Raw genomic sequence first — 18,655 nt, 5'->3', positions numbered from 1 at the left:
AGCGGTGTGGGACTCGCTGGTGGGCCAGCGGCACGTCATCGACTCGCTGAGCAACGCCGTCAACGGGCACGGGATGACCCAGTCCTGGCTCTTCGTCGGACCGCCCGGATCGGGCCGCTCCAACGCGGCGATCGCGTTCGCCGCCGCGCTGCAGTGCAGCCAGGGTGGCTGCGGTGTCTGTCACGAGTGCCACACCGTGCTCGCCGGCAGCCACGCCGACGTCAAGGTGGTCCGCACCGAGAAGCTCACGCTCGGCGTCGACGACGTCCGCGAGCTGGTCCGCACGGCGGCCCTCAGCCCGGTCGGCGCACGCTGGCAGATCCTCATCGTCGAGGATGCCGACCGACTCACCGAGCAGGCCAACAACGCCCTGCTCAAGGCGATCGAGGAGCCTGGCGCGCGGACCGTGTGGATGCTCTGCGCGCCCACGGTCGAGGACGTGCTGCCCACCATCCGCAGCCGCTGTCGGCTGGTCACGCTGGCCACGCCCGCCACCGAGGACGTGGCCCGGTTCCTGGTCGCCAGCCAGGGCGTGGAGCCGGCGCTCGCGTCGTACGCCGCCCGGGCCAGCCAGGGCCACATCGGCCGGGCCAAGGCCCTCGCCCGCGACGCGGCCACCCGCAACCGGCGCAGCGAGGTGGTCGCCCTCCCGGGTCGGCTGACCTCGCTTGGCGCCTGCATGCGCGCGGCCCAGCAGCTCACCGAGGTGACCAAGGAGGAGGCCGATGCCGTCACCTCCGAGCTCGACGCCCGGGAGAAGGCCGATCTCGACGCCGCCTACGGAGTGGTCGAGCGCGGCCGCCGACCTCGGGAGTATGCGCCTGCCCTGGCGGCGATGGAGCGCGACCAGAAGCGCCGAGCGACCCGACGTCACCGCGACGTGATCGACCGCGGCCTGATGGACCTGGTCAGCGTCTATCGCGACGCGATCGCGCTGGCCTCCGGTGCGCCCGGGCAGCTGGTCAACGAGGAGATCCGTACGGACGTCGTCGCGCTCGTCGAGTCCTCGACCCCCGAGCTCAACCTGCGACGGATCGGCTGGATCTTCGAGGCCAGGGAGCAGCTGATGGAGTTCAACGTGCCGCCGGCACTCGCCCTGGAGTCGATGATGGTCGCGCTGGGGAGCACGTCATGAGCCGCTCGAGCAGCTTCGTCGGCCTGGCAGCTGTCGGCGTGCTCGTGGCCGGCCTGCTGAGCGCGTGCGGCGGCTCCTCTCCGTCCGCAGAGTCGTCCGCATCAGGGGCCGCGTCGGGCACGTCATCGTCGAGCACGGCTGGCGGCTCCGATGCCACCACCCCGCCGGACCCCGCACTGGCGAAGTTCTACGACCAGCGGCTGTCGTGGTCCAGCTGTCGTTCCAAGGATCAGTGCAGCTCGCTCACCGTCCCGCTGGACTACCGCCACCCCGAGGGAGCGACGATCAAGCTCGCCGTGCTGAAGGTGCCGGCGGCCGACAAGAGCGAGCGGATCGGGTCGCTGGTGGTCAACCCGGGTGGCCCAGGTGGCTCCGGCATCGACTACGCCGCCTCGGCCAGCGACTCCTTCCGCGCGCCGCTGCGCGATCACTACGACATCGTCGGGTTCGACCCGCGCGGCGTCGGCGAGAGCGACCCGATCGACTGCCTCTCCGACGCCCAGCTCGATGCCTACCTTGCCCAGGACCCGGCGCCGAGCACGCCCGCCCAGGTGCACACCTACGATCAGTGGAACCAGACCCTTGCCGACGGCTGCGACAAGAGCCCTGTCGGAGCCCACATCTCCACCGTCGACGCGGCCCGCGACATCGACGTGTTGCGCGCGGCGCTGGGGGAGAGCAAGCTCGCCTACTTCGGCGCCTCCTACGGCACCGAGCTCGGCACGACGTACGCCGACCTCTTCCCCAAGCGCGTCGGCCGGTTCGTGCTCGACGGCGCCGTCGACCCGACGCTCGACAACGAGCAGCTGAGCGTCCAGCAGGCCGCAGGTTTCGAGACTGCACTGCGTTCCTACGTCCAGAACTGCGTGAGCACCTCGCAGAGCTGCTTCCTCGGGTCGAGCGTCGACGCCGGCCTGGCCAAGATCAAGGCGCTGCTCACCCAGGTCGAGCAGCAGCCGTTGCCGGGCAGCGGCAACCGCAAGCTGGAGGGAGGCAACGCCTTCTACGGCATCGCTGTGACGCTCTACAACCGCGACTACTGGATCTATCTCACCCAAGCGCTGAAACAGGCGTTCGCCGGCGACGGCTCGGTGCTGCTCCAGCTCTCTGACGCCTACACCAGCCGCGCAGCCGACGGCTCCTACACCGACAACTCGATGGAGGCGCTCCCCGCCGTCACCTGCCTCGACGACCCGTCCTCGATCTCGACGGCGAAGGTCTCCTCGGTGCTGCCTGAGTTCGAGAAGGCCTCGCCCACCTTCGGCGACGTCTTCGCGTGGGGCCTGACCGGCTGTTCCCACTTCAAGGACAGGTCAGATGACCCCGCCCCGCCGGTGGGCGCCCCCGGCGCCGACCCGATCGTGGTCATCGGCACCACCCGCGACCCTGCCACTCCGCTGCAGTGGGCCCAGCATCTGGCCACCCTCCTCGAGTCCGGCGTGCTGGTCACCCGGGACGGCGACGGCCACACCGGCTACAACGCCGGCAACTCGTGTGTGAACAGTGCCGTCGAGGACTACCTGGTCGATGGCAAGGTCCCGAAGGACAACCTCTCCTGCTGAGCGCCGGCACGCCACGCCTGCCCGCGACCGGTACGACGCCGGTTTCGCCAGTCAGGTCGGGCATCGCTACACTTCCGGCGTTGCCTGATCCGTCGGGTGACAGGCCGTCTTAGCTCAGTCGGTAGAGCAGCTCACTCGTAATGAGCAGGTCGTCGGTTCGATTCCGACAGACGGCTCCACAAGGGCCTCTCACCTCGGATACCTCCGGGGGAGGGGCCCTTCGCCGTTGAGTGGTGGCGCTAGGCATGGCGAAATCGCGGGCGGACGGCACGGGCCCAAGCGGCGATGATTCTCGGACGACCTCGGACAATCGTTTCCAGCCGCTCGTCCCCGAGGTCCCCGCAAGCACCGGCCTGCGTCGCCAGGACCGCAGTGCGCATCTACGGGACCGTTGTCGGGCCGCATCGCGTGGGCGGAATCGAATCCCTCCTCGACGCGAAGGCAGCAGCGAGGTTGCTGTGTGGGTGGCGGCCGCCTGACCACGCCGACGATGACTTCGGCAGTCGGTGGGCTACGGCTTTCCAGCGCACCCGTGAGCGAGGAACGACGCCTACGCAGGCACCTACTGCGCCAACGTGGCTTCCGCTTGTTTTGGAACGGAGAGACGGTCAGTGCGATCGGCAGCAATGGCACCCGCGTCGCCCTTCCGCTCGTCGGTGGGAACGTGCTCAAGGTCAGCTTTCGCCAGACCTACACGCCTTGAGCCCTGCTGGGCCGCGCGGTCGTGAGCATGCAGTTCCTCAACTACGCGACTATCCCGGTGGGTGCCCTCATCGGAGGGGTGCTCGGCAACGAGCTCGGACTTCGTTCGACGATGTGGATCATGGTCGTCGCGTTCGCGTTGACACCCCTCATCTTGCTGATCGGTCTGATGAAGCGGGGCCGGGACTTCCCGACCGGTATCGACGCCGAGGAACCGCTGGCGGGTTCATCCTCGAAGAGCTGCGGCACAGTCTTGGCTCGTCGTAGGCGTGCGGTTCATGCGCTACTCTGGATGTGCACGAATCGCACGGAAATGGAGTAGCCATGGCCACGATCGAAGAGCTGCGGCACAGTGACCAGATCATCCGAGACAGCGCAGAGGCGCTGGGTGTCGCGCTGCTGGCCGTTCCGGGCTACGCCGCGCCGTCCCTGACTCGGGCCGTCCAGGCGGAGCACAACCTCTACGACCGCATCCAGGCCGAGTTCGGTCTGTTCACGGCCACCGAGGTCGGCCGCGGCATGGGGTCACGTTCCAGCGCACCTCGGAACCTGGCCTCCGCGGCCCGTAGCGCCGGACGCCTCCTGGCGATCCGGCGCGGCAACAACAACTTCTACCCCGGCTTCCAGTTCGACGCCGACGGGCAACCGCTGCCGGTGATCGAGCAGTTGCACGATCTCGCCCAGAAGCACCGTCGCTCCGAGACCGGCATCGTCCAGTGGCTCTGCGCTCCGACCACCTACCTGTCGGGGGAGAGCCAGGACGCTCGCCGACCGGTCGACCTGCTGGTCAGCGACCCTGCCATCGTGGTCGACGTGGCTGCTCGAGCCTGGGATATCGAGTGGTGACGCCTAACCCGCCTCACCCGTTCAACGCTGAGATCGAGACCCTGGCGTCCGGCGCTCTGCTGTACCGGGTGCACAGCAACAACTTCGGCCCGTACGAGTTCAACCCCGGCAAGGGTGCACCCACCCGCTTCGCCTTCTTCGCCGACGAGCATGGTGCGACGGTGCCGATCCTCTACGCCGCCGCGGGGCAGCCTGCAGCGGTCGCAGAGAGCCTGCTGCACGACATCCCGGCTACCGGCGGGCTGATGCCGTATGACACCTACGCGCCAAGGGTGATGAGCCGGCTCTCCACCAGCCGACCTCTTCGGCTGGGGGCTCTCCACGGGCTCGGGTTGCGTGCCCTCCGCGTCACGGCCGAGCAGGTGACCGCCTCCGCCGCCTCGACCTACGACCGGACGGTGCTGTGGGCCAAGGCTGCCCACCGGGCCGGTCTTGACGGCCTGGTCTGGATGTCGCGGCAGTGCAACGACACGTTGGCGTACGCCTTCTTCGGCGACCGCTGCGAGGGCGCGTTCGACCGCGACCCCACGTTTGCCCGGATCTTCGCCACCGGGAACGACCTGCTGTGGCTCATCGACATGTGCGCACCGCTCGGCGTGGACGTTCTCCCGCCGCCGGCCTGAACCCTTCCAGATCGGATTGGCGACCCCAACCCGCCGCTTGGTGATCACCGGGCGGCACCTGCCGATCGGCAGACGCGTCGTGGGTTCAACGCGACGACCACCTACATGACCGGTGCGCCTTAGACGTTCCCGGCGAAGCGATCGAAAACCTGGGCCGCGACACGAAGGGGTTCGGCCATGGATGCCCGATCGATGACTGTGAACGGCGACGCGCAGTCTGGAGCGACCTCGACGGCGCGCGATAGTGCCGCTGACCTCCCAAACGCGCGGCCTGGTCTGCGCGGCTGTCGCATCCCGGATCGCGTCGATGTGACATCGATCGCGCGCCTGACCCCGTGTTGTGACCCTGTGATGCGGGGTAACGGTCCGGCGAAGCATCCGACGACGAGAGGAAGCAGATGAGCACCATCGAGAAGTCCGTCACCGTCGATGTCCCGGTCCGCACCGCCTATGACCAGTGGACGCAGTTCGAGAGCTTCCCGAAGTTCATGGACGGAGTGCAGGAGGTGCGTCAGCTCGACGACAAGCGACTGCACTGGAAGGCCACCATCGCGGGCATCACCCGGGAGTGGGATGCCGAGATCGTGGATCAGACACCCGACGAGCGCATCACCTGGCGAGCTGTCGACGGCACCACGAACGCCGGCACCGTCTCCTTCGCGGCGACAGATGCCGCCACAAGCAGGGTGACGCTGCGGCTGGAGTTCGAGCCGGAAGGCATCGTGGAGAAGGCCGGCGACGTACTGCATCTGGTCGATCACCGCGTGACGCGCGATCTGGAGAGGTTCAAGGACTTCATCGAGGCGCAGAACGGCGCCACTGGGGCCTGGCGCGGCGAGGTGAGCCCGGCCGATCACACGGGGCCGCGGCCCTGAGTCGCACCATTGATCCCCAACAGGCGCCTCCGGTCACGACATGACCGGGGGCACCTGGGCATCGTTCGGTACGCCGCAGCGCGCTCCGGCGATGATCATCTCGGCGACGAGCTCGGGATCATCGGGCATCGGGACGTGGCCGCAGTGGTCCAGCCAGACATGGGTGGCGTGCGGCATGATCTGCCGCGCGCGCCGGGCCTGGTAGGGCAGCAGCACCTTGTCGTGGTCCGCCCAGGCGATGGTCACGGGAATGCCGCGCGGCTCACCGGGAGTGAACGTGTAGGGCTGCTTGAGCAGGTGGCGCACGGTCGAACGCGCACGCACCAGGTTCTCCAGGTCGCCCAGCGCCATGTCGGGCGCGAGGTTCTGCGGGTGGGCGTAGAGCCAACCCATCAGCGCCATCCGGCCGGTGACCGAGCGTGAGAGCGGGCCGGCGAACGGTCGGGCCAGCTGCGCGCCGGCCAGCACCGAGCCGAACAGCGTGCGCACGTAGGCGAAGTCGCGCCGACCGGCCCAGAAGCCGGCCGGGGAGAGTGCGGTGACGGATCGCGCCAGGTCGTCCTCGCCCAGCTCGAGCGCGATCAGGCCGCCCAACGAGTTGCCGGCCACGTGCGGGCGTTCGAGCCCGAGCTTGCTGAAGAACTCTAGGAAGGCGCTGCGCAGAGCGTCGCGTGCGGGCACCGAGGTGTCCAGCGGCATCGGCGTCGTACCGTGCCCGGGCAGGTCGGGGATGATCACGTCGAACTCGCGGGCGAGCCTGCGCACCACCGGGTACCACGTCTGTCGGCGGTGTCCGATGCCGTGGATCAGCACCAGCGGCTCACCGCTGCCGAAGCGTTCGTAAGCGAGCACGTCGATCCCTCTCGAAAGTTACCGATACACGTTGTATCAGTAACCCAGAGTTGGTACAAGGGCGTACCACGCGGGGCCACGACCGCGGCGAAGCCCTACGGGACTACTCGGGCCGGATGGATCCACGACTCGATGCCGACAAATCCACGACTCAACGGATCAGGAGAAGACGACCGTCCGCGGTCCGATCAGGAGGACCCGGTCTTCGGCGTGCTGGCGCACCGCACGGGAGAGGACGAGTCGCTCGGTGTCGCGACCCAGTGCCACCAGCGCCTCGGGGGAGGCGGCGTGGGTCACCCGCGTGACCTCCTGCTCGATGATCGGGCCCTCGTCGAGCGCCGCGGTGACGTAGTGCGCGGTGGCGCCGATCAGCTTCACACCGCGCTCGTAGGCCTGGTGGTAGGGCTTGGCGCCCTTGAAGCCGGGGAGGAACGAGTGGTGGATGTTGATCACCCGTCCCTCGAGGGAGCGGCACAGGTCGTCGGAGAGGACCTGCATGTAGCGCGCCAGTACGACGAAGTCGACGTCGTGCTCCTCGACCAGCGCCAGCAGCTCGGCCTCTGCCGCCGCCTTGTTCTCCCGGGTCACCGGGAGGTGCACGAAGGTGATGCCGTGGTGCTCGACCAGGGCCTGCAGGTCGGGGTGATTGCTGACGACCAGCGGGATGTCCACGGGGAGCTCGCCGGTCTCGTGCCGGTAGAGCAGGTCGACCAGGCAGTGGTCGAACTTGGAGACCATCACCAGCATCCGGCGGCGCAGTGACTCGGGGCGCAGCGTCAGGCTCGGCTCGAACGGCGCCAGCGTCGCGAGCAGGTGCTGCTCCACCTCGTCGGATGACTCGAGGGGGGAGTCGAACTCGGTGCGCATGCAGAACGTGCCGGAGTCCGGGTCGGAGAACTGCTGGTTGTCGACGATGTTGCCCGAAGCGTTGACCACGCCTTCGGCGAACGCCCGGATGATGCCCGGCTGGTCGGGGCAGCGCAGGGTCATCACATAGCGCTTCATAGGGAGAAGGATGAGGGGCGCCCGTCGGCTTTGCCAAACGGCCCCTGGTCACCGCGTCAGGCGTGGCGATCTGGCACGATCTGACCATGGATGCCGCCGATGCGTGAACAGCCGGTTCGGCTCGCGATCGTGAGCCGCCAGGAGGTGGTGGCTCGCGGCTTGACCGCCATGCTCGCCGACTACCCGGACCGGGTCATCGTGACGGCGTTGCCGAGCGTCTGGACCACGGCGGCCGGGGTTGAGGTGGTGCTCTACGACACCTACGGGCTCTACGAGAACGAGGGCGCCGACCTCGAGCACCTGCTCCACCACACCCGCGCGAAGGTGGTCATCTTCAGCCGCGACATGAGGCCGGACCTGCGCGCCCGCGCCCTGGCCAAGGGCTGCAGGGCCTGGGTGTCGATGTCGATCCGGGCCAAGGAGCTGGTCGAGGCGATCGAGCTGGCCGCGGCCGGCGAGTCGCTGCCCGACCAGGAGGAGCGGCTCGGTCTGGAGGCGGGGCTCTCTCCTCGCGAGGTCGAGACCATCGCGCTGATCGCCCAGGGCTTCTCCAACCAGGAGGTCGCTGAGCGGCTGCACCTGAGTGCCAACACGCTCAAGAGCCACATCAGGCAGGCCTACCGCAAGATCGGCGCGAGCTCGCGCGCGCAGGCGGTGGCATGGGCCCTGCAGAACGGCTTCGCCCCGCCCGATCGGACCTGACGGCACCCGCCGGCGGCGTACGACGCCCCGGTGGTGGCGGGTGGCTCCCGCCACAGGATGAATACCGACCGGTGCAGGTGGTACCTGAGGTGGGTGTCAGGCTCGGTCGGGTGACCTGGGGGGACCAGGTCAGGACACACCGCACTGATCCTGATGTCGCCGTCCCGGCCAGCCCGGTCTCCGGCTGGCTCGGCTGGGGCGGCGGCTCGGCACTCTCCAGGCCCCCATCACCCCTAGGGGTGGCGTTTAGGGCGACATGCATGACCCCTGAGGGGGAATTTGGACCTCGCCCTGTTACGTCGTGAGAGGGCGCGGGCAGGGTGGGTCCATGAGTACGAACGCGACGCTTCTCCAGGATCTGCCGCGCGAGACCCGGCGGCGTGAGACCACCCGACTCCTCCTTGAGGCTGCCGACGCGACCGGTGACGAGCGCAACGCGATCATCGACGAGGTGATCGTGATCAACACGTCGGTCGCCCGTGCCATCGCCTCCCGCTACGCCAATCGTGGCATCGCCCTCGAAGACCTCGAGCAGGTCGCCTACGTCGCTCTGGTGCGGGCCGCGCACAAGTTCGACGGCCGTCTTGCCGAGGACTTCCTCGTCTACGCGGTGCCCACCATCCGCGGCGAGGTGAAGCGCTACTTCCGCGATCACGGCTGGACGGTGCGCCCGCCGCGCCGCGTCCAGGAGCTTCAGGCCGACGTGATGCGGATGAGCGAGGAGACGACTGACGCTGCCGAGCTGGCCCAGACGCTGGGGGTCACCGAGGCCGAGGTGCAGGAGGCCCAGATGCTCAAGGGCTGCTTCTCCCCGCTCTCGCTGGACGCCCCGGTCAACGCCGAGTCCGATGCTGCCTCTCTGGGCGAGCTGCTGGCTGGCGAGGACCCCGACCACTCGGCGTCCGAGGCTCGGCTGATGCTGGCGCCTGCTCTGCACTCCCTGACGGATCGCGAACGCCTCATCGTCCGGTTGCGTTTCGTGGAGGATCTCACGCAGGAGGAGATCGGGGAGCGGATCGGCGTCACCCAGATGCAGGTCTCGCGGCTGCTCAAGAAGGTGATGACGAAGCTGCGCGAGCAGCTGGGCGTCGACCAGGACCTCGCCGTCTCGGCCTGACGGCTTCACTTCCGCTGCCCGGGCGAACCGCCCGGGCAGCGGCATGTTTGGGATTAAGCAGATAAAGTCACTAGACTTAGGTCTGTGACTGTCGCAGCCGAGCTCCGCCCCGCGTCCTCAGCCGCTGTCGCCGACCGTGTCGTGATCATCGGCGGCGGCGCGAGCGGCACCTTGACCGCGCTCAACCTCCTGCGCACCGACCCGCGAGTGCACGTCACGGTCTTCGAGCCCACCGGCCGGCTGGGCTCCGGTGTCGCCTACGGCACCACCGATGCGCGCCACCTGCTCAACGTCAGGGCGGGCAACATGAGCGCCTTCCCGCAGGAGCCCGGTGACCTGCTCACCTGGGCCGAGCAGACCGGCCGCGAGCTGAGCGCCACCGACTTCCTGCCCCGGCGCGAGTACGGCGAGTATCTCCGCGACCGTCTCGCCGACACCGCCGGCCGCCGTCTGCGGGTGATCGCGGAGCGGGTCGAGGAGATCACGCCCGTGCCGGGTGGCTACGAGGTCCGTGGCCACGCCGGCGCGGCTGCCGTGTCGGCGTCCGTGGTGCTGGCGCACGGCAACGAGGCGCCTGGGCACCTGGCGATCGGCGGTACCCCGCTGCCGGAGGCGCCGTGGCACGTCGCGGACCCGTGGAACCTGTCCTGGATCGAGGCGCTCGCGCCCGACGCCACGGTCGTGGTCGTCGGCACCGGGCTGACCGCCATCGACACCGCGATCAGCGTGCTGGACGGCGCCCCGCAGCGCAGTGTCGTGATGGTGAGCCGGCACGGTCTGCTGCCGCAGGCGCACATCGATTGTCAGTGCGTGGCCTGGGTCAGCGCCCTGCCGTCGGGGCCTTTGACCGCCGACCAGCTCGCCGACCTCTACCAGCAGCAGGTCGAGGCGGCCGCCGAGCACGGGGTGAACTGGCACCACGTCGTGGACGGCTTCCGCGGACCGACCCAGTCGATCTGGGCGCGCCTCCCGCTGGCCGAGCGGGAGCGCTTCCTCGCTGTCTACGCCCGCGCCTGGGAGGTACGCCGGCACCGGATGGCGCCGCAGATCGCGGCTCGGCTCGACGCGTTCCAGGCCGAGGGCCGCCTCCGGGTCAGCAGCGGTGGGATCACCGGGATCGAGGAGGCTTCGCCGTACCCGCTGGTGCGGATCGGCGAGGCCGAGGTGGCGGCGCATGCCGTGGTCAACTGCACCGGCCCGCAGACCGACGTCACCCGGAGTGCCAACCCCGTGCTGAGCGCCCTGCTGCGCCGCGGACTGGCTGCCCCCGACGAGCTGCGGCTCGGCCTGTCCTGCACCCCTCAGGGTGAGCTGCTCGACGCGGTCGGGCAGATCGTGCCCGGCCTGCTCACAGTCGGCCCGCCGCGCAAGGGCACGCTGTACGAGACCACTGCGATCCCTGAGATCCGAGTGCAGGCGGCGGAGGTCGCCGCACACCTGCGCGGGCCGCGCAGCCGGGCGACCGCCTGACCCACCGACACAGAGCCACCGACACAGAGCCACTGACACAGAGCCACTGACAACAGACGCCCTGGCCGCTCAAGCGGCCAGGGCGTCTGCTGTTGTCTTGAGGGTCAGGCGTGAACGTTGCTCGGCGGCGCGACGATGCCCAGTGCCCCGGCGGTGCGGGTCATGGTGGCGACGGCCTGCGCCGGGTCGGCGGCCAGCGACGTACCGAAGCTCGGGATCATGGTGGTCAGCGTCGGCTGCCAGTCGGCCCAGCGGTCGGCGAAGCAGCGCTCCAGCACCTCGAGCATGATCGGCGTCGCGGTGGAGGCGCCCGGTGAGGCGCCCAGCAGGCCGGCGATGCCCTCGCGCGAGGTGATCACCTCGGTGCCGAACTGCAGGGTGCCGTCGGGGCGGATCACCTGCACACGCTGACCGGCGGTGATCTTCTCCCAGTCGCCCTGCTGGGCGTCGGGGTAGAAGTCGAGCAGGTCCTTGAACTTCTTGCTCGCGCTGGCCAGCACCTGCTGGATCAGGTACATCGTCAGCGGCACGTTGTGCACGGCGGTCTTGAGCATCGGCCGCAGGTTGTGCGGCCGGATGGAGCGGAACAGGTCCAGCCAGGAGCCCCTCTTGAGGAACTTGGGGCTCCAGCCGGCGTAGGGGCCGAACATGAGGTAGGACCGGCCGCCGACCACGCGGGTGTCGAGGTGGGGCACCGACATCGGCGGGGCGCCCACGGCGGCCTTGCCGTAGACCTTGGCCATGTGTCGGTCGACCAGCTCGGGCTTGTCGGTGCGCAGGAACTCGCCCGAGACGGGGAAGCCGCCGAAGCCCTGGATCTCGCGGATCCGCGACTTCTGCAGCAACGGCAGCGCGCGGCCGCCGGCGCCGACGAAGACGAAGTCGGCGGTGTAGTGGAATCGGCCCTCGCGGCCACGGCCCTGGACGTGCCAGGTGCCGTCGTTGGTCTTGTGCACGTCGCTGACGTCCGCGCCGAACTCGACGGTCGCACCCTTGGCCAGGAGGTTGTCGGTCAGCACGCGGGTCAGGGCGCCGAAGTCCACGTCCGTGCCGGCCGCGTGGTACGTCGCGGCGATCGGCTCGTTGCCGGTGCGGCCCTCGAGCAGCAGTGGCGCCCACTGCTTGATCTGCGCGGGGTCGTCGCTGAACTCGAGCCCGGCGAAGAGCGGGTGGTCCTTGAGCGCCTCGTGGCGCGCCTTGAGGTAGGCGACATTGGCCTCGCCCCAGACGAAGCTCATGTGCGGGGTGGTGCGGATGAACGCGGACGCGTCCGGGATCCGGCCGTTCTCGACCAGGAAGGACCACAGCTGGCGCGAGACCTGGAACTGCTCGTTGACCTGGACCGCCTTGGCGATCTCGATCGTGCCGTCCGGCTTGGCCGGCGTGTAGTTGAGCTCGCAGAGCGCGGAGTGGCCGGTGCCGGCGTTGTTCCACGGGCCGGAGGACTCCTCGGCGAGCGCGTCGAGGCGCTCCAGCACGCGGATGCGCCAGGTCGGCTCGAGCTCCTGCAGCAATACCCCGAGGGTGGCGGACATGATGCCGCCGCCGATCAGGACGATGTCACGGGTCTCCGCTTGCGTGTCCACCTCTTCATTATGTGGCTGTCGCGCCGCAAGGCCATTTGCGGGCCCCGATCTGAACGTTCCAGACGGATCGCTGTGACCAGCATCACCGATGGTGTAGTGATGAGGCATGTCCAGCACGCCCACTGATCGGTTGCGCGACGCGCGCGACGAGCTCCTCCGGTTGCGCACCTCCTACGACGAGGCGGTGGCCTCGTTCAGCTGGCCCGACGTGGGTCCGACGTTCAACTTCGGCCACGACTGGTTCGACGCGTTCGCCCGCGGGAACCAGCAGCCGGGTCTGGTGATCCGGGAGGAGGACGGCTCGCGGGCGGCGTACTCCTTCGACGAGCTGGCCCGCCGCTCGGACCAGGTCGCCGCGCACCTGCTCGGGTCCGGCGTGGAGCAGGGCGACAGCGTCATCGTCATGCTCGGCAACCAGGTCGAGCTGTGGGAGTCGATGCTCGCGATCATCAAGGTCGGCGCGGTCGTCATGCCGACCACCACGGCCGTCGGACCGGCCGAGCTGGTCGACCGGATCGGGCGCGGACAGGCCAAGGCGGTCATCTGCAACGCCGAGGACGCCGAGAAGTTCGACCAGGTGCCGGGGCACTACCTGCGGGTCGCTGTCGGCGTACCGGAGGCGACGCCGCCGGGTTGGCAGGACTACTCGGTGGCCTACCGTCTGCCGGACGTCCCGCTCGAGCACCCGGGCAACGCCTCCACCGACCGGATGCTGCTCTACTTCACCAGCGGCACCACGTCGCGGCCCAAGCTGGTCGAGCACACCCACGTCTCCTACCCGGTCGGCCACCTCTCGACGATGTACTGGCTGGGGCTGCTGCCCGGCGACGTGCATCTCAACATCTCCTCACCGGGGTGGGCCAAGCACGCCTGGTCCAACTTCTTCGCGCCGTGGCTGGCCGAGGCGACGGTCTTCGTCTACAACTACGACCGGCTCGACGCCGCCGCCTTGCTGGAGGTGCTGGCGCAGGAGCAGGTCACCACGTTCTGCGCGCCGCCGACGGTGTGGCGGATGTTGATCAACGCCGACCTGTCCGCGGCGCGCCCGACAGCGCTGCGCGAGGCGATCGGCGCCGGCGAGCCGCTCAACCCGGAGGTGATCAGCCAGGTCGAGCGACACTGGGGTCTGACGATCCGCGACGGCTTCGGCCAGACCGAGTGCACCGCGTCGGTGGGCAACACCCCGGGCCAGCCGGTGGTGCCCGGCTCGATGGGCCGGCCGCTTCCGGGCGTCCCCGTCGTGCTCGTCGACCCGGCCACCGACGAGCTGGTCGACGGCCCGGGCGAGGGTGAGATCTGCCTCGCGCTGGACGGCCCGACCGGCCGTCCGATGACACTGATGACCGGCTACCAGGGCGACGAGGAGCGCAACGAGCTGGCGATGGCCGGCGGCAACTACCACACCGGCGACGTCGCCAGCCGCGACGAGCACGGCTACATCACCTACATCGGCCGCACCGACGACGTGTTCAAGGCCTCCGACTACAAGGTCAGTCCCTTCGAGCTGGAGTCGGTGCTGATCGAGCACCCCGCGGTCGCCGAGGCCGCGGTGGTGCCGGCCCCGGACCCGGTCCGCCTCGCCGTCCCCAAGGCGTACGTCGTCCTCGTGCCGGGCCGCACCGCCAGCCCGGAGACGGCGCGCGACATCCTCGCGTTCGCGCGCGAGAAGCTGCCGCCGTACCTGCGGGTGCGTCGGTTGGAGTTCTTCGAGCTGCCCAAGACGATCAGCGGCAAGATCCGCCGCGTCGAGCTGCGCCAGCGTGAGCAGGAGGTGGCAGGTGATCGCCCCGTCGGCGAGTACCGGGACGACGACTTCGGGCTGAGGGGATGAGGGCGATGGAGTCCTACGCCAGGGGCGAGACCGAGCCCGCGCTGCTGGAGCAGACGATCGGCGCGAACCTGGAGGAGACCGTCGCCCGTGACCCGGACGGCGATGCGCTGGTGGAGGTGGCCAGCGACAGGCGCTGGACCTGGCGCGAGCTCGACGACGCCGTGAACGAGGTGGCTAGGGGACTGATCGGCCTCGGGCTGGCCAAGGGCGACCGGGTCGGCATCTGGGCACCGAACTGCGCGGAGTGGACGATCGCCCAGTACGCGACCGCCAAGGCCGGGATCGTGCTGGTCAACCTCAACCCGGCCTACCGCACCCATGAGCTGGCCTACGTGGTCGACCAGAGCGGGATGCGGGTGCTGCTCTCGGCCACGTCCTTCAAGACCTCCGACTACCGCGGCATGGTCGAGCAGCTGCTGGGGACCCGCGAGGCGGGCGCGCTGGAGCGGGTCATCTACCTCGACGGCCCGGACTGGGCCGAGCTCATCGACGCGGGCGGCGAGCTCCCGGAGGACGCGCTCGCGGACCGTGGGGCGACGCTGCGCCCCGAGGACGCGATCAACATCCAGTACACCTCGGGCACGACCGGCTTCCCCAAGGGAGCGACGCTCTCCCACCGCAACATCCTCAACAACGGCTACATGACCACCGAGACGATCAGGCTCACCGGCGCCGACCGGCTCTGCATCCCGGTGCCGTTCTACCACTGCTTCGGGATGGTGATGGCCAACCTCGGCTGCACCAGCCACGGCGCCACGATGGTGATCCCGGCGCCCGCGTTCGACCCGGCCGCAACGCTGCAGGCCGTGCAGGACGAGCGCTGCACCGTCCTCTACGGCGTGCCGACGATGTTCATCGCGATGCAGGCGCTGCTGCTCCCGGACGGCCCCGGCTCCGCCACGTACGACGTCAGCAGCCTGCGCAGCGGGATCATGGCCGGCTCGATCTGCCCGGTCGAGGTGATGAAGCGCTGCGTCAACGACATGCACATGAGCGAGGTGTCGATCGCCTACGGCATGACCGAGACCTCGCCGGTCTCCTGCCAGACCAGGGTCGAGGACGACCTGGAGCGGCGTACGGCGACGATCGGGCGGGTGCATCCGCACGTCGAGATCAAGGTGATCGACCCGGTGACCGGACACACGGTGGAGCGCGGCGAGCCGGGAGAGTTCTGCACCCGCGGCTACTCGGTGATGCTGGGCTACTGGAGCGACCCGGCGAAGACCGCCGAGGCGATCGACGCCGACGGCTGGATGCACACCGGCGACCTGGCGGTGATGCGCGAGGACGGCTACTGCAACATCGTCGGCCGGATCAAGGACATGGTCATCCGCGGCGGGGAGAACATCTATCCGCGCGAGATCGAGGAGTTCCTCTACACCCATCCCGACGTCGAGGACGTGCAGGTCGTGGGTGTCCCCGACGAGAGGTACGGCGAGGAGCTCTGCGCCTGGGTCCGGCTGCGCGCGGGTGCCGCCCGGCTCGATGCCGATGCCGTGCGGGAGTTCGCGACCGGCAAGCTGGCGTCGTACAAGATCCCACGGTACGTGCTGATCGTCGAGGAGTTCCCGATGACAGTGACTGGGAAGGTCCGCAAGGTGGAGATGCGCGAGCGCAGCGCCCAGCTGCTGGGCATCGGGAGCTGACGGCGTCGATCGTCAGCGACCCGACCGAGCATCAACAGGTCTCGCTGGTGCCATTCGTCCTGGAACGGATCATGTCGCCGTCCGCCGGCCTCCGGAGTCGATCGCATCGACCAGACCCTTGGCGGCGCTGGTCCGCATCACGCCGACAGCGCCGTTCCAGCGGTTCTCGCCCCAGCCCGGCGTGCAGTTGTACTTCTGGCCCGCGACGTTGAGGAACACCATGTTGCGCCACGGCCAGACCCCGCGCTTCGCGGTGACCTGATCGACGGGGGCCTGCGCGATCAGGTCACCCTGGGTGCCGTACAAGGAGAAGGACTTGTTCGCGCCCACGACGACGGTCCCGTGCTGGGCCAGCGGGCGCATTCCGCGGGCGATCTGGGTCTGGGAGAAGACGATGCCATCGATGTCGGTCATTGAAGTCGCGGCGCGAGATCCTCGGATCGGATCCGAGGCGGGAAGCGCCGCTCCCTCCCTTCTGTGCTGTTGCCGGTGCTGGCTGCTGGCTGCTGGATGTGGGGTCAGCTGGGCTGTCTCTACCCGCGAGATGGGTCATCGACTCTTTCTCACGCTTATGAGACGGAGCTCCGGCCTCGTCGATGACGCCCGCCCGCTGTCCCTTCCCGTCCGTGCGGCCGGCAACCTATGTCTTCCCTCAGCCGGAGTCAGATCTACGCTGCTGGCATGCCGCAGCAGACGCACGAGCACCGGGCCTGGATCGACGAGGCCGTCCGACGGGTCGAGGCGGACGCGCAGCGCTCGGCAGACACCCACCTGCACCACTTCCCGCTGCCGGGGTCGCCAGGCCTGACCGGCGGCGTCGATCTCTACCTCAAGGACGAGTCGGTGCATCCGACCGGCTCGCTCAAGCACCGGCTCGCCCGCTCGCTGTTCCTCTACGCGCTGTGCAACGGCTGGTTGCACGCCGGCTCGACGGTGGTGGAGGCGTCCTCGGGCTCGACGGCCGTCTCGGAGGCCTACTTCGCCCGCCTGATCGGGCTGCCGTTCGTCGCGGTCATGACCGCGACGACCTCGCCGGAGAAGATCGAGCTCATCGAGTGGTACGGCGGACGCTGCCACTTCGTGGACGAGCCGGGCCAGGTCTACGAGGCCGCCCGGGCGCTGGCCGCTGAGGTCGACGGGCACTACATCGACCAGTTCACCTTCGCCGAGCGGGCGACCGACTGGCGCGGCAACAACAACATCGCGGAGTCGATCTTCGAGCAGATGTCGCACGAGCCGCATCCGATCCCGGCCTGGATCGTGGTGAGCGCCGGCACCGGCGGTACGTCGGCGACCATCGGGCGCTACCTGCGCTACAAGCGGCTGCCCAGTCGGCTGCTGGTGGCCGATCCGGAGGGCTCGGCGTTCTACCAGGGCTGGCTGGACGACTCCGTCGCACCGACCGCGCCGGGTTCGCGGATCGAGGGCATCGGCCGCCCGCGGGTGGAGCCGTCGTTCGTCGGCGGGGTCGTCGACGACATGGTGCAGGTGCCCGATGCCGCCTCGATCGCCACCATGCGCTGGGTCTCCGAGCGACTCGGTCGCCGGGTCGGACCCTCGACCGGGACCAACGTGTGGGCGGCGCTCGGCGTGATCAGCGACATGCACCGGCGTGCCGAGCCGGGCAGTGTGGTCACGCTGCTGTGCGACGGCGGGGAGCGGTATCTGTCGAGCTACTACGACGACACCTGGCTCGCCGGCCGCGGCATCGATCTGGCGCCGTACCTCGTCGCGCTGGGCCGCTTTGAGAGCACCGGTTTCTTGACGCTTGTCTAGACCACTGAGCAGCTTTTTGGGCGAAGCTGCGAAATCGCGTCATGGCTCCGAGGCTCGCTCGTTTCATCAACGACGGGAGGTCGTCCACCGGTGGGGGGTGGACGACCTCCCGTCTTCTGCTCATCGCAGCTCACGCCAGGCGGGCCTCGACCACGGTGCCCTCCACGTCGTCGTCGGTGTGGATCGTGACGATGAGTCCCGCAGCCGTCGCCGCCGCGGCCGTCAGCGCCGCCTGCGCCCTGCTGGTCTCGATCAGCAGCGAGCCGCCCTCCACCAGACGCGTACCGGCCCCGGCGATCACCCGGCGCTGCACGGTCAGACCGTCCGGCCCGCCGTCGAGTGCGACCCGGTGCTCGTGGTCGCGCGCTTCCGGGGGCATCAGCGCGATCGCGTCGGTGGGGACGTAGGGCGCATTGGCACAGATCACCTGGGCGCGGAGCCCGTCGGGAAGCGGCGCGTAGAGGTCGCCGAGCAGTACCCGCTCCGGCGGCAGGTTGAGCCGGGCGCAGGCGACCGCGTCCGGGTCCACGTCGACCGCCCACACCTCCACCCCCGGCACTCGCGTCGCCACCGCGGCGCCGATCCCGCCGCTGCCGCAGCCGATGTCGAAGATCCGCGTTGCGGCTGAATCGACGGACCGAGCGGCGGACGCGGCCGCGATCCGCACCAGCAGGGTGGTGCGCAGCCGCGGCACGAAGACCCCGGGCAGCACCCGCACGCGGATCCCGTCGAACGCGGCCCAGCCGATGACCTGCTCCAGCGGCTCCCCGCCGATGCGGCGTACGGCCATCGACGCGAGCTCGTCAGGCGTGCCGGCCGCGTCCAGAAGCGCAGCGGCCTCGTCCTCGGCGAAGACGCAGCCGGCCGCGCGCAGCCGGGCGACGAGCGCGGCGGTGGCGGCGGGTTCGGGGAACGGGTGTGTCATCG

The 18,655-nt window shown here is 69.4% G+C and carries 17 protein-coding genes and 1 tRNA gene; 13 read left to right on the top strand and 5 right to left on the bottom strand.

Annotated elements, in window-relative coordinates:
• Nucleotides 1–4: 4 nt before the first annotated feature.
• The 7 genes from H036_RS0102815 (at nt 5) to H036_RS0102785 (ending at nt 5,743) form a co-directional block, all read left to right on the top strand.
• The gene (locus H036_RS0102815; RefSeq protein WP_017933255.1) at nt 5–1,135 is read left to right on the top strand and encodes a DNA polymerase III subunit delta'; all 1,131 of its coding nucleotides are present in this window, start codon (nt 5–7) and stop codon (nt 1,133–1,135) included.
• Nucleotides 1,132–2,697 carry an alpha/beta hydrolase gene (locus H036_RS0102810; protein ID WP_017933254.1) on the top strand — a complete coding sequence of 522 codons (1,566 nt, stop codon included), beginning with the start codon at nt 1,132–1,134 and terminating at the stop codon, nt 2,695–2,697. The genes H036_RS0102815 and H036_RS0102810 overlap by 4 nt, the downstream gene beginning before the upstream one ends.
• Nucleotides 2,698–2,800: 103 nt before the next feature.
• Nucleotides 2,801–2,876 (top strand) — tRNA-Thr (locus H036_RS0102805).
• A 551-nt stretch (nt 2,877–3,427) separates the two neighbouring features.
• Nucleotides 3,428–3,721, top strand: coding sequence for a hypothetical protein (locus H036_RS24180; RefSeq protein ID WP_017933253.1), 294 nt, complete (start codon nt 3,428–3,430; stop codon nt 3,719–3,721).
• 2 nt (nt 3,722–3,723) lie between these two features.
• On the top strand, nt 3,724–4,245 hold the full coding sequence (locus H036_RS25230; protein WP_017933252.1) for a hypothetical protein: 522 nt from the start codon (nt 3,724–3,726) through the stop codon (nt 4,243–4,245).
• Nucleotides 4,242–4,868, top strand: a complete 627-nt coding sequence (locus H036_RS0102790) for an RES family NAD+ phosphorylase (RefSeq protein ID WP_017933251.1) — start codon at nt 4,242–4,244, stop codon at nt 4,866–4,868. Before H036_RS25230 ends, H036_RS0102790 begins: the two co-directional genes overlap by 4 nt.
• 398 nt (nt 4,869–5,266) lie before the next feature.
• Nucleotides 5,267–5,743: an SRPBCC family protein gene (locus H036_RS0102785; protein WP_017933250.1), complete on the top strand. Its 477-nt coding sequence runs from the start codon at nt 5,267–5,269 to the stop codon at nt 5,741–5,743.
• A gap of 33 nt (nt 5,744–5,776) precedes the next feature.
• On the opposite strand, the gene H036_RS21640 is transcribed toward H036_RS0102785, so the two are convergent.
• Nucleotides 5,777–6,595, bottom strand: coding sequence for an alpha/beta fold hydrolase (locus H036_RS21640; protein ID WP_017933249.1), 819 nt, complete (start codon nt 6,593–6,595; stop codon nt 5,777–5,779).
• Nucleotides 6,596–6,754: 159 nt separating this feature from the next.
• Nucleotides 6,755–7,600, bottom strand: a complete 846-nt coding sequence (purU, locus tag H036_RS0102775; RefSeq protein ID WP_026145734.1) for a formyltetrahydrofolate deformylase — start codon at nt 7,598–7,600, stop codon at nt 6,755–6,757.
• A 99-nt stretch (nt 7,601–7,699) separates the two neighbouring features.
• Here purU and H036_RS0102770 point away from each other — a divergent pair, with 99 nt between their 5' ends.
• The 3 genes from H036_RS0102770 to H036_RS0102760 all read left to right on the top strand — a co-directional run bounded on the left by H036_RS0102770 (nt 7,700) and on the right by H036_RS0102760 (nt 10,889).
• Nucleotides 7,700–8,302: a response regulator transcription factor gene (locus H036_RS0102770; protein WP_017933247.1), complete on the top strand. Its 603-nt coding sequence runs from the start codon at nt 7,700–7,702 to the stop codon at nt 8,300–8,302.
• 328 nt (nt 8,303–8,630) lie between these two features.
• Entirely contained in the window at nt 8,631–9,419 is a 789-nt protein-coding gene (locus tag H036_RS0102765; protein ID WP_017933246.1) for a sigma-70 family RNA polymerase sigma factor, read from the top strand.
• Nucleotides 9,420–9,503: 84 nt separating this feature from the next.
• Entirely contained in the window at nt 9,504–10,889 is a 1,386-nt protein-coding gene (locus H036_RS0102760; protein WP_017933245.1) for an FAD/NAD(P)-binding protein, read from the top strand.
• A 104-nt stretch (nt 10,890–10,993) separates the two neighbouring features.
• On the opposite strand, the gene mqo is transcribed toward H036_RS0102760, so the two are convergent.
• Nucleotides 10,994–12,475 carry a malate dehydrogenase (quinone) gene (gene mqo / locus H036_RS0102755; protein ID WP_017933244.1) on the bottom strand — a complete coding sequence of 494 codons (1,482 nt, stop codon included), beginning with the start codon at nt 12,473–12,475 and terminating at the stop codon, nt 10,994–10,996.
• A gap of 106 nt (nt 12,476–12,581) precedes the next feature.
• Here mqo and H036_RS0102750 point away from each other — a divergent pair, with 106 nt between their 5' ends.
• Together H036_RS0102750 and H036_RS0102745 are read left to right on the top strand one after the other, a co-directional pair.
• The gene (locus H036_RS0102750) at nt 12,582–14,306 is read left to right on the top strand and encodes an AMP-binding protein (RefSeq protein WP_017933243.1); all 1,725 of its coding nucleotides are present in this window, start codon (nt 12,582–12,584) and stop codon (nt 14,304–14,306) included.
• Between the two features lie 5 nt (nt 14,307–14,311).
• Nucleotides 14,312–15,952 carry an AMP-binding protein gene (locus H036_RS0102745; protein ID WP_017933242.1) on the top strand — a complete coding sequence of 547 codons (1,641 nt, stop codon included), beginning with the start codon at nt 14,312–14,314 and terminating at the stop codon, nt 15,950–15,952.
• A gap of 69 nt (nt 15,953–16,021) precedes the next feature.
• Here H036_RS0102745 and H036_RS21635 read toward each other — a convergent pair whose 3' ends face one another.
• Nucleotides 16,022–16,366 carry a hypothetical protein gene (locus H036_RS21635; RefSeq protein WP_017933241.1) on the bottom strand — a complete coding sequence of 115 codons (345 nt, stop codon included), beginning with the start codon at nt 16,364–16,366 and terminating at the stop codon, nt 16,022–16,024.
• A gap of 267 nt (nt 16,367–16,633) precedes the next feature.
• Between H036_RS21635 and H036_RS0102735 the strand changes: the two genes are divergently transcribed.
• Nucleotides 16,634–17,728: a PLP-dependent cysteine synthase family protein gene (locus tag H036_RS0102735; RefSeq protein ID WP_017933240.1), complete on the top strand. Its 1,095-nt coding sequence runs from the start codon at nt 16,634–16,636 to the stop codon at nt 17,726–17,728.
• Between the two features lie 130 nt (nt 17,729–17,858).
• Here the strand turns inward: H036_RS0102735 and H036_RS0102730 are convergent, their stop codons facing one another.
• Nucleotides 17,859–18,653, bottom strand: coding sequence for a putative protein N(5)-glutamine methyltransferase (locus H036_RS0102730; protein ID WP_026145733.1), 795 nt, complete (start codon nt 18,651–18,653; stop codon nt 17,859–17,861).
• Between the last annotated feature and the right edge of the window lie 2 nt (nt 18,654–18,655).

Source organism: Nocardioides sp. Iso805N (genome assembly GCF_000364605.1).
Lineage (GTDB): Bacteria > Actinomycetota > Actinomycetes > Propionibacteriales > Nocardioidaceae > Nocardioides.
Note: the sequence above shows the minus strand (reverse complement) of the source record. Positions and strands in the feature narration are given on the sequence as shown.

Excerpts from the sequence above, each read along its gene's own strand:
- H036_RS25230 (WP_017933252.1), top strand. The coding sequence starts at position 3,724 with ATGGCCACGATCGAAGAGCTGCGGCACAGTGACCAGATCATCCGAGAC.
- H036_RS24180 (WP_017933253.1), top strand. The coding sequence starts at position 3,428 with ATGCAGTTCCTCAACTACGCGACTATCCCGGTGGGTGCCCTCATCGGA.
- H036_RS0102745 (WP_017933242.1), top strand. The coding sequence starts at position 14,312 with ATGGAGTCCTACGCCAGGGGCGAGACCGAGCCCGCGCTGCTGGAGCAG.
- H036_RS0102730 (WP_026145733.1), bottom strand. The coding sequence starts at position 18,653 with ATGACACACCCGTTCCCCGAACCCGCCGCCACCGCCGCGCTCGTCGCC.
- H036_RS0102785 (WP_017933250.1), top strand. The coding sequence starts at position 5,267 with ATGAGCACCATCGAGAAGTCCGTCACCGTCGATGTCCCGGTCCGCACC.
- H036_RS21635 (WP_017933241.1), bottom strand. The coding sequence starts at position 16,366 with ATGACCGACATCGATGGCATCGTCTTCTCCCAGACCCAGATCGCCCGC.
- purU (WP_026145734.1), bottom strand. The coding sequence starts at position 7,600 with ATGAAGCGCTATGTGATGACCCTGCGCTGCCCCGACCAGCCGGGCATC.
- H036_RS0102750 (WP_017933243.1), top strand. The coding sequence starts at position 12,582 with ATGTCCAGCACGCCCACTGATCGGTTGCGCGACGCGCGCGACGAGCTC.
- H036_RS0102735 (WP_017933240.1), top strand. The coding sequence starts at position 16,634 with ATGCCGCAGCAGACGCACGAGCACCGGGCCTGGATCGACGAGGCCGTC.
- H036_RS0102810 (WP_017933254.1), top strand. The coding sequence starts at position 1,132 with ATGAGCCGCTCGAGCAGCTTCGTCGGCCTGGCAGCTGTCGGCGTGCTC.
- H036_RS0102770 (WP_017933247.1), top strand. The coding sequence starts at position 7,700 with ATGCGTGAACAGCCGGTTCGGCTCGCGATCGTGAGCCGCCAGGAGGTG.
- H036_RS0102765 (WP_017933246.1), top strand. The coding sequence starts at position 8,631 with ATGAGTACGAACGCGACGCTTCTCCAGGATCTGCCGCGCGAGACCCGG.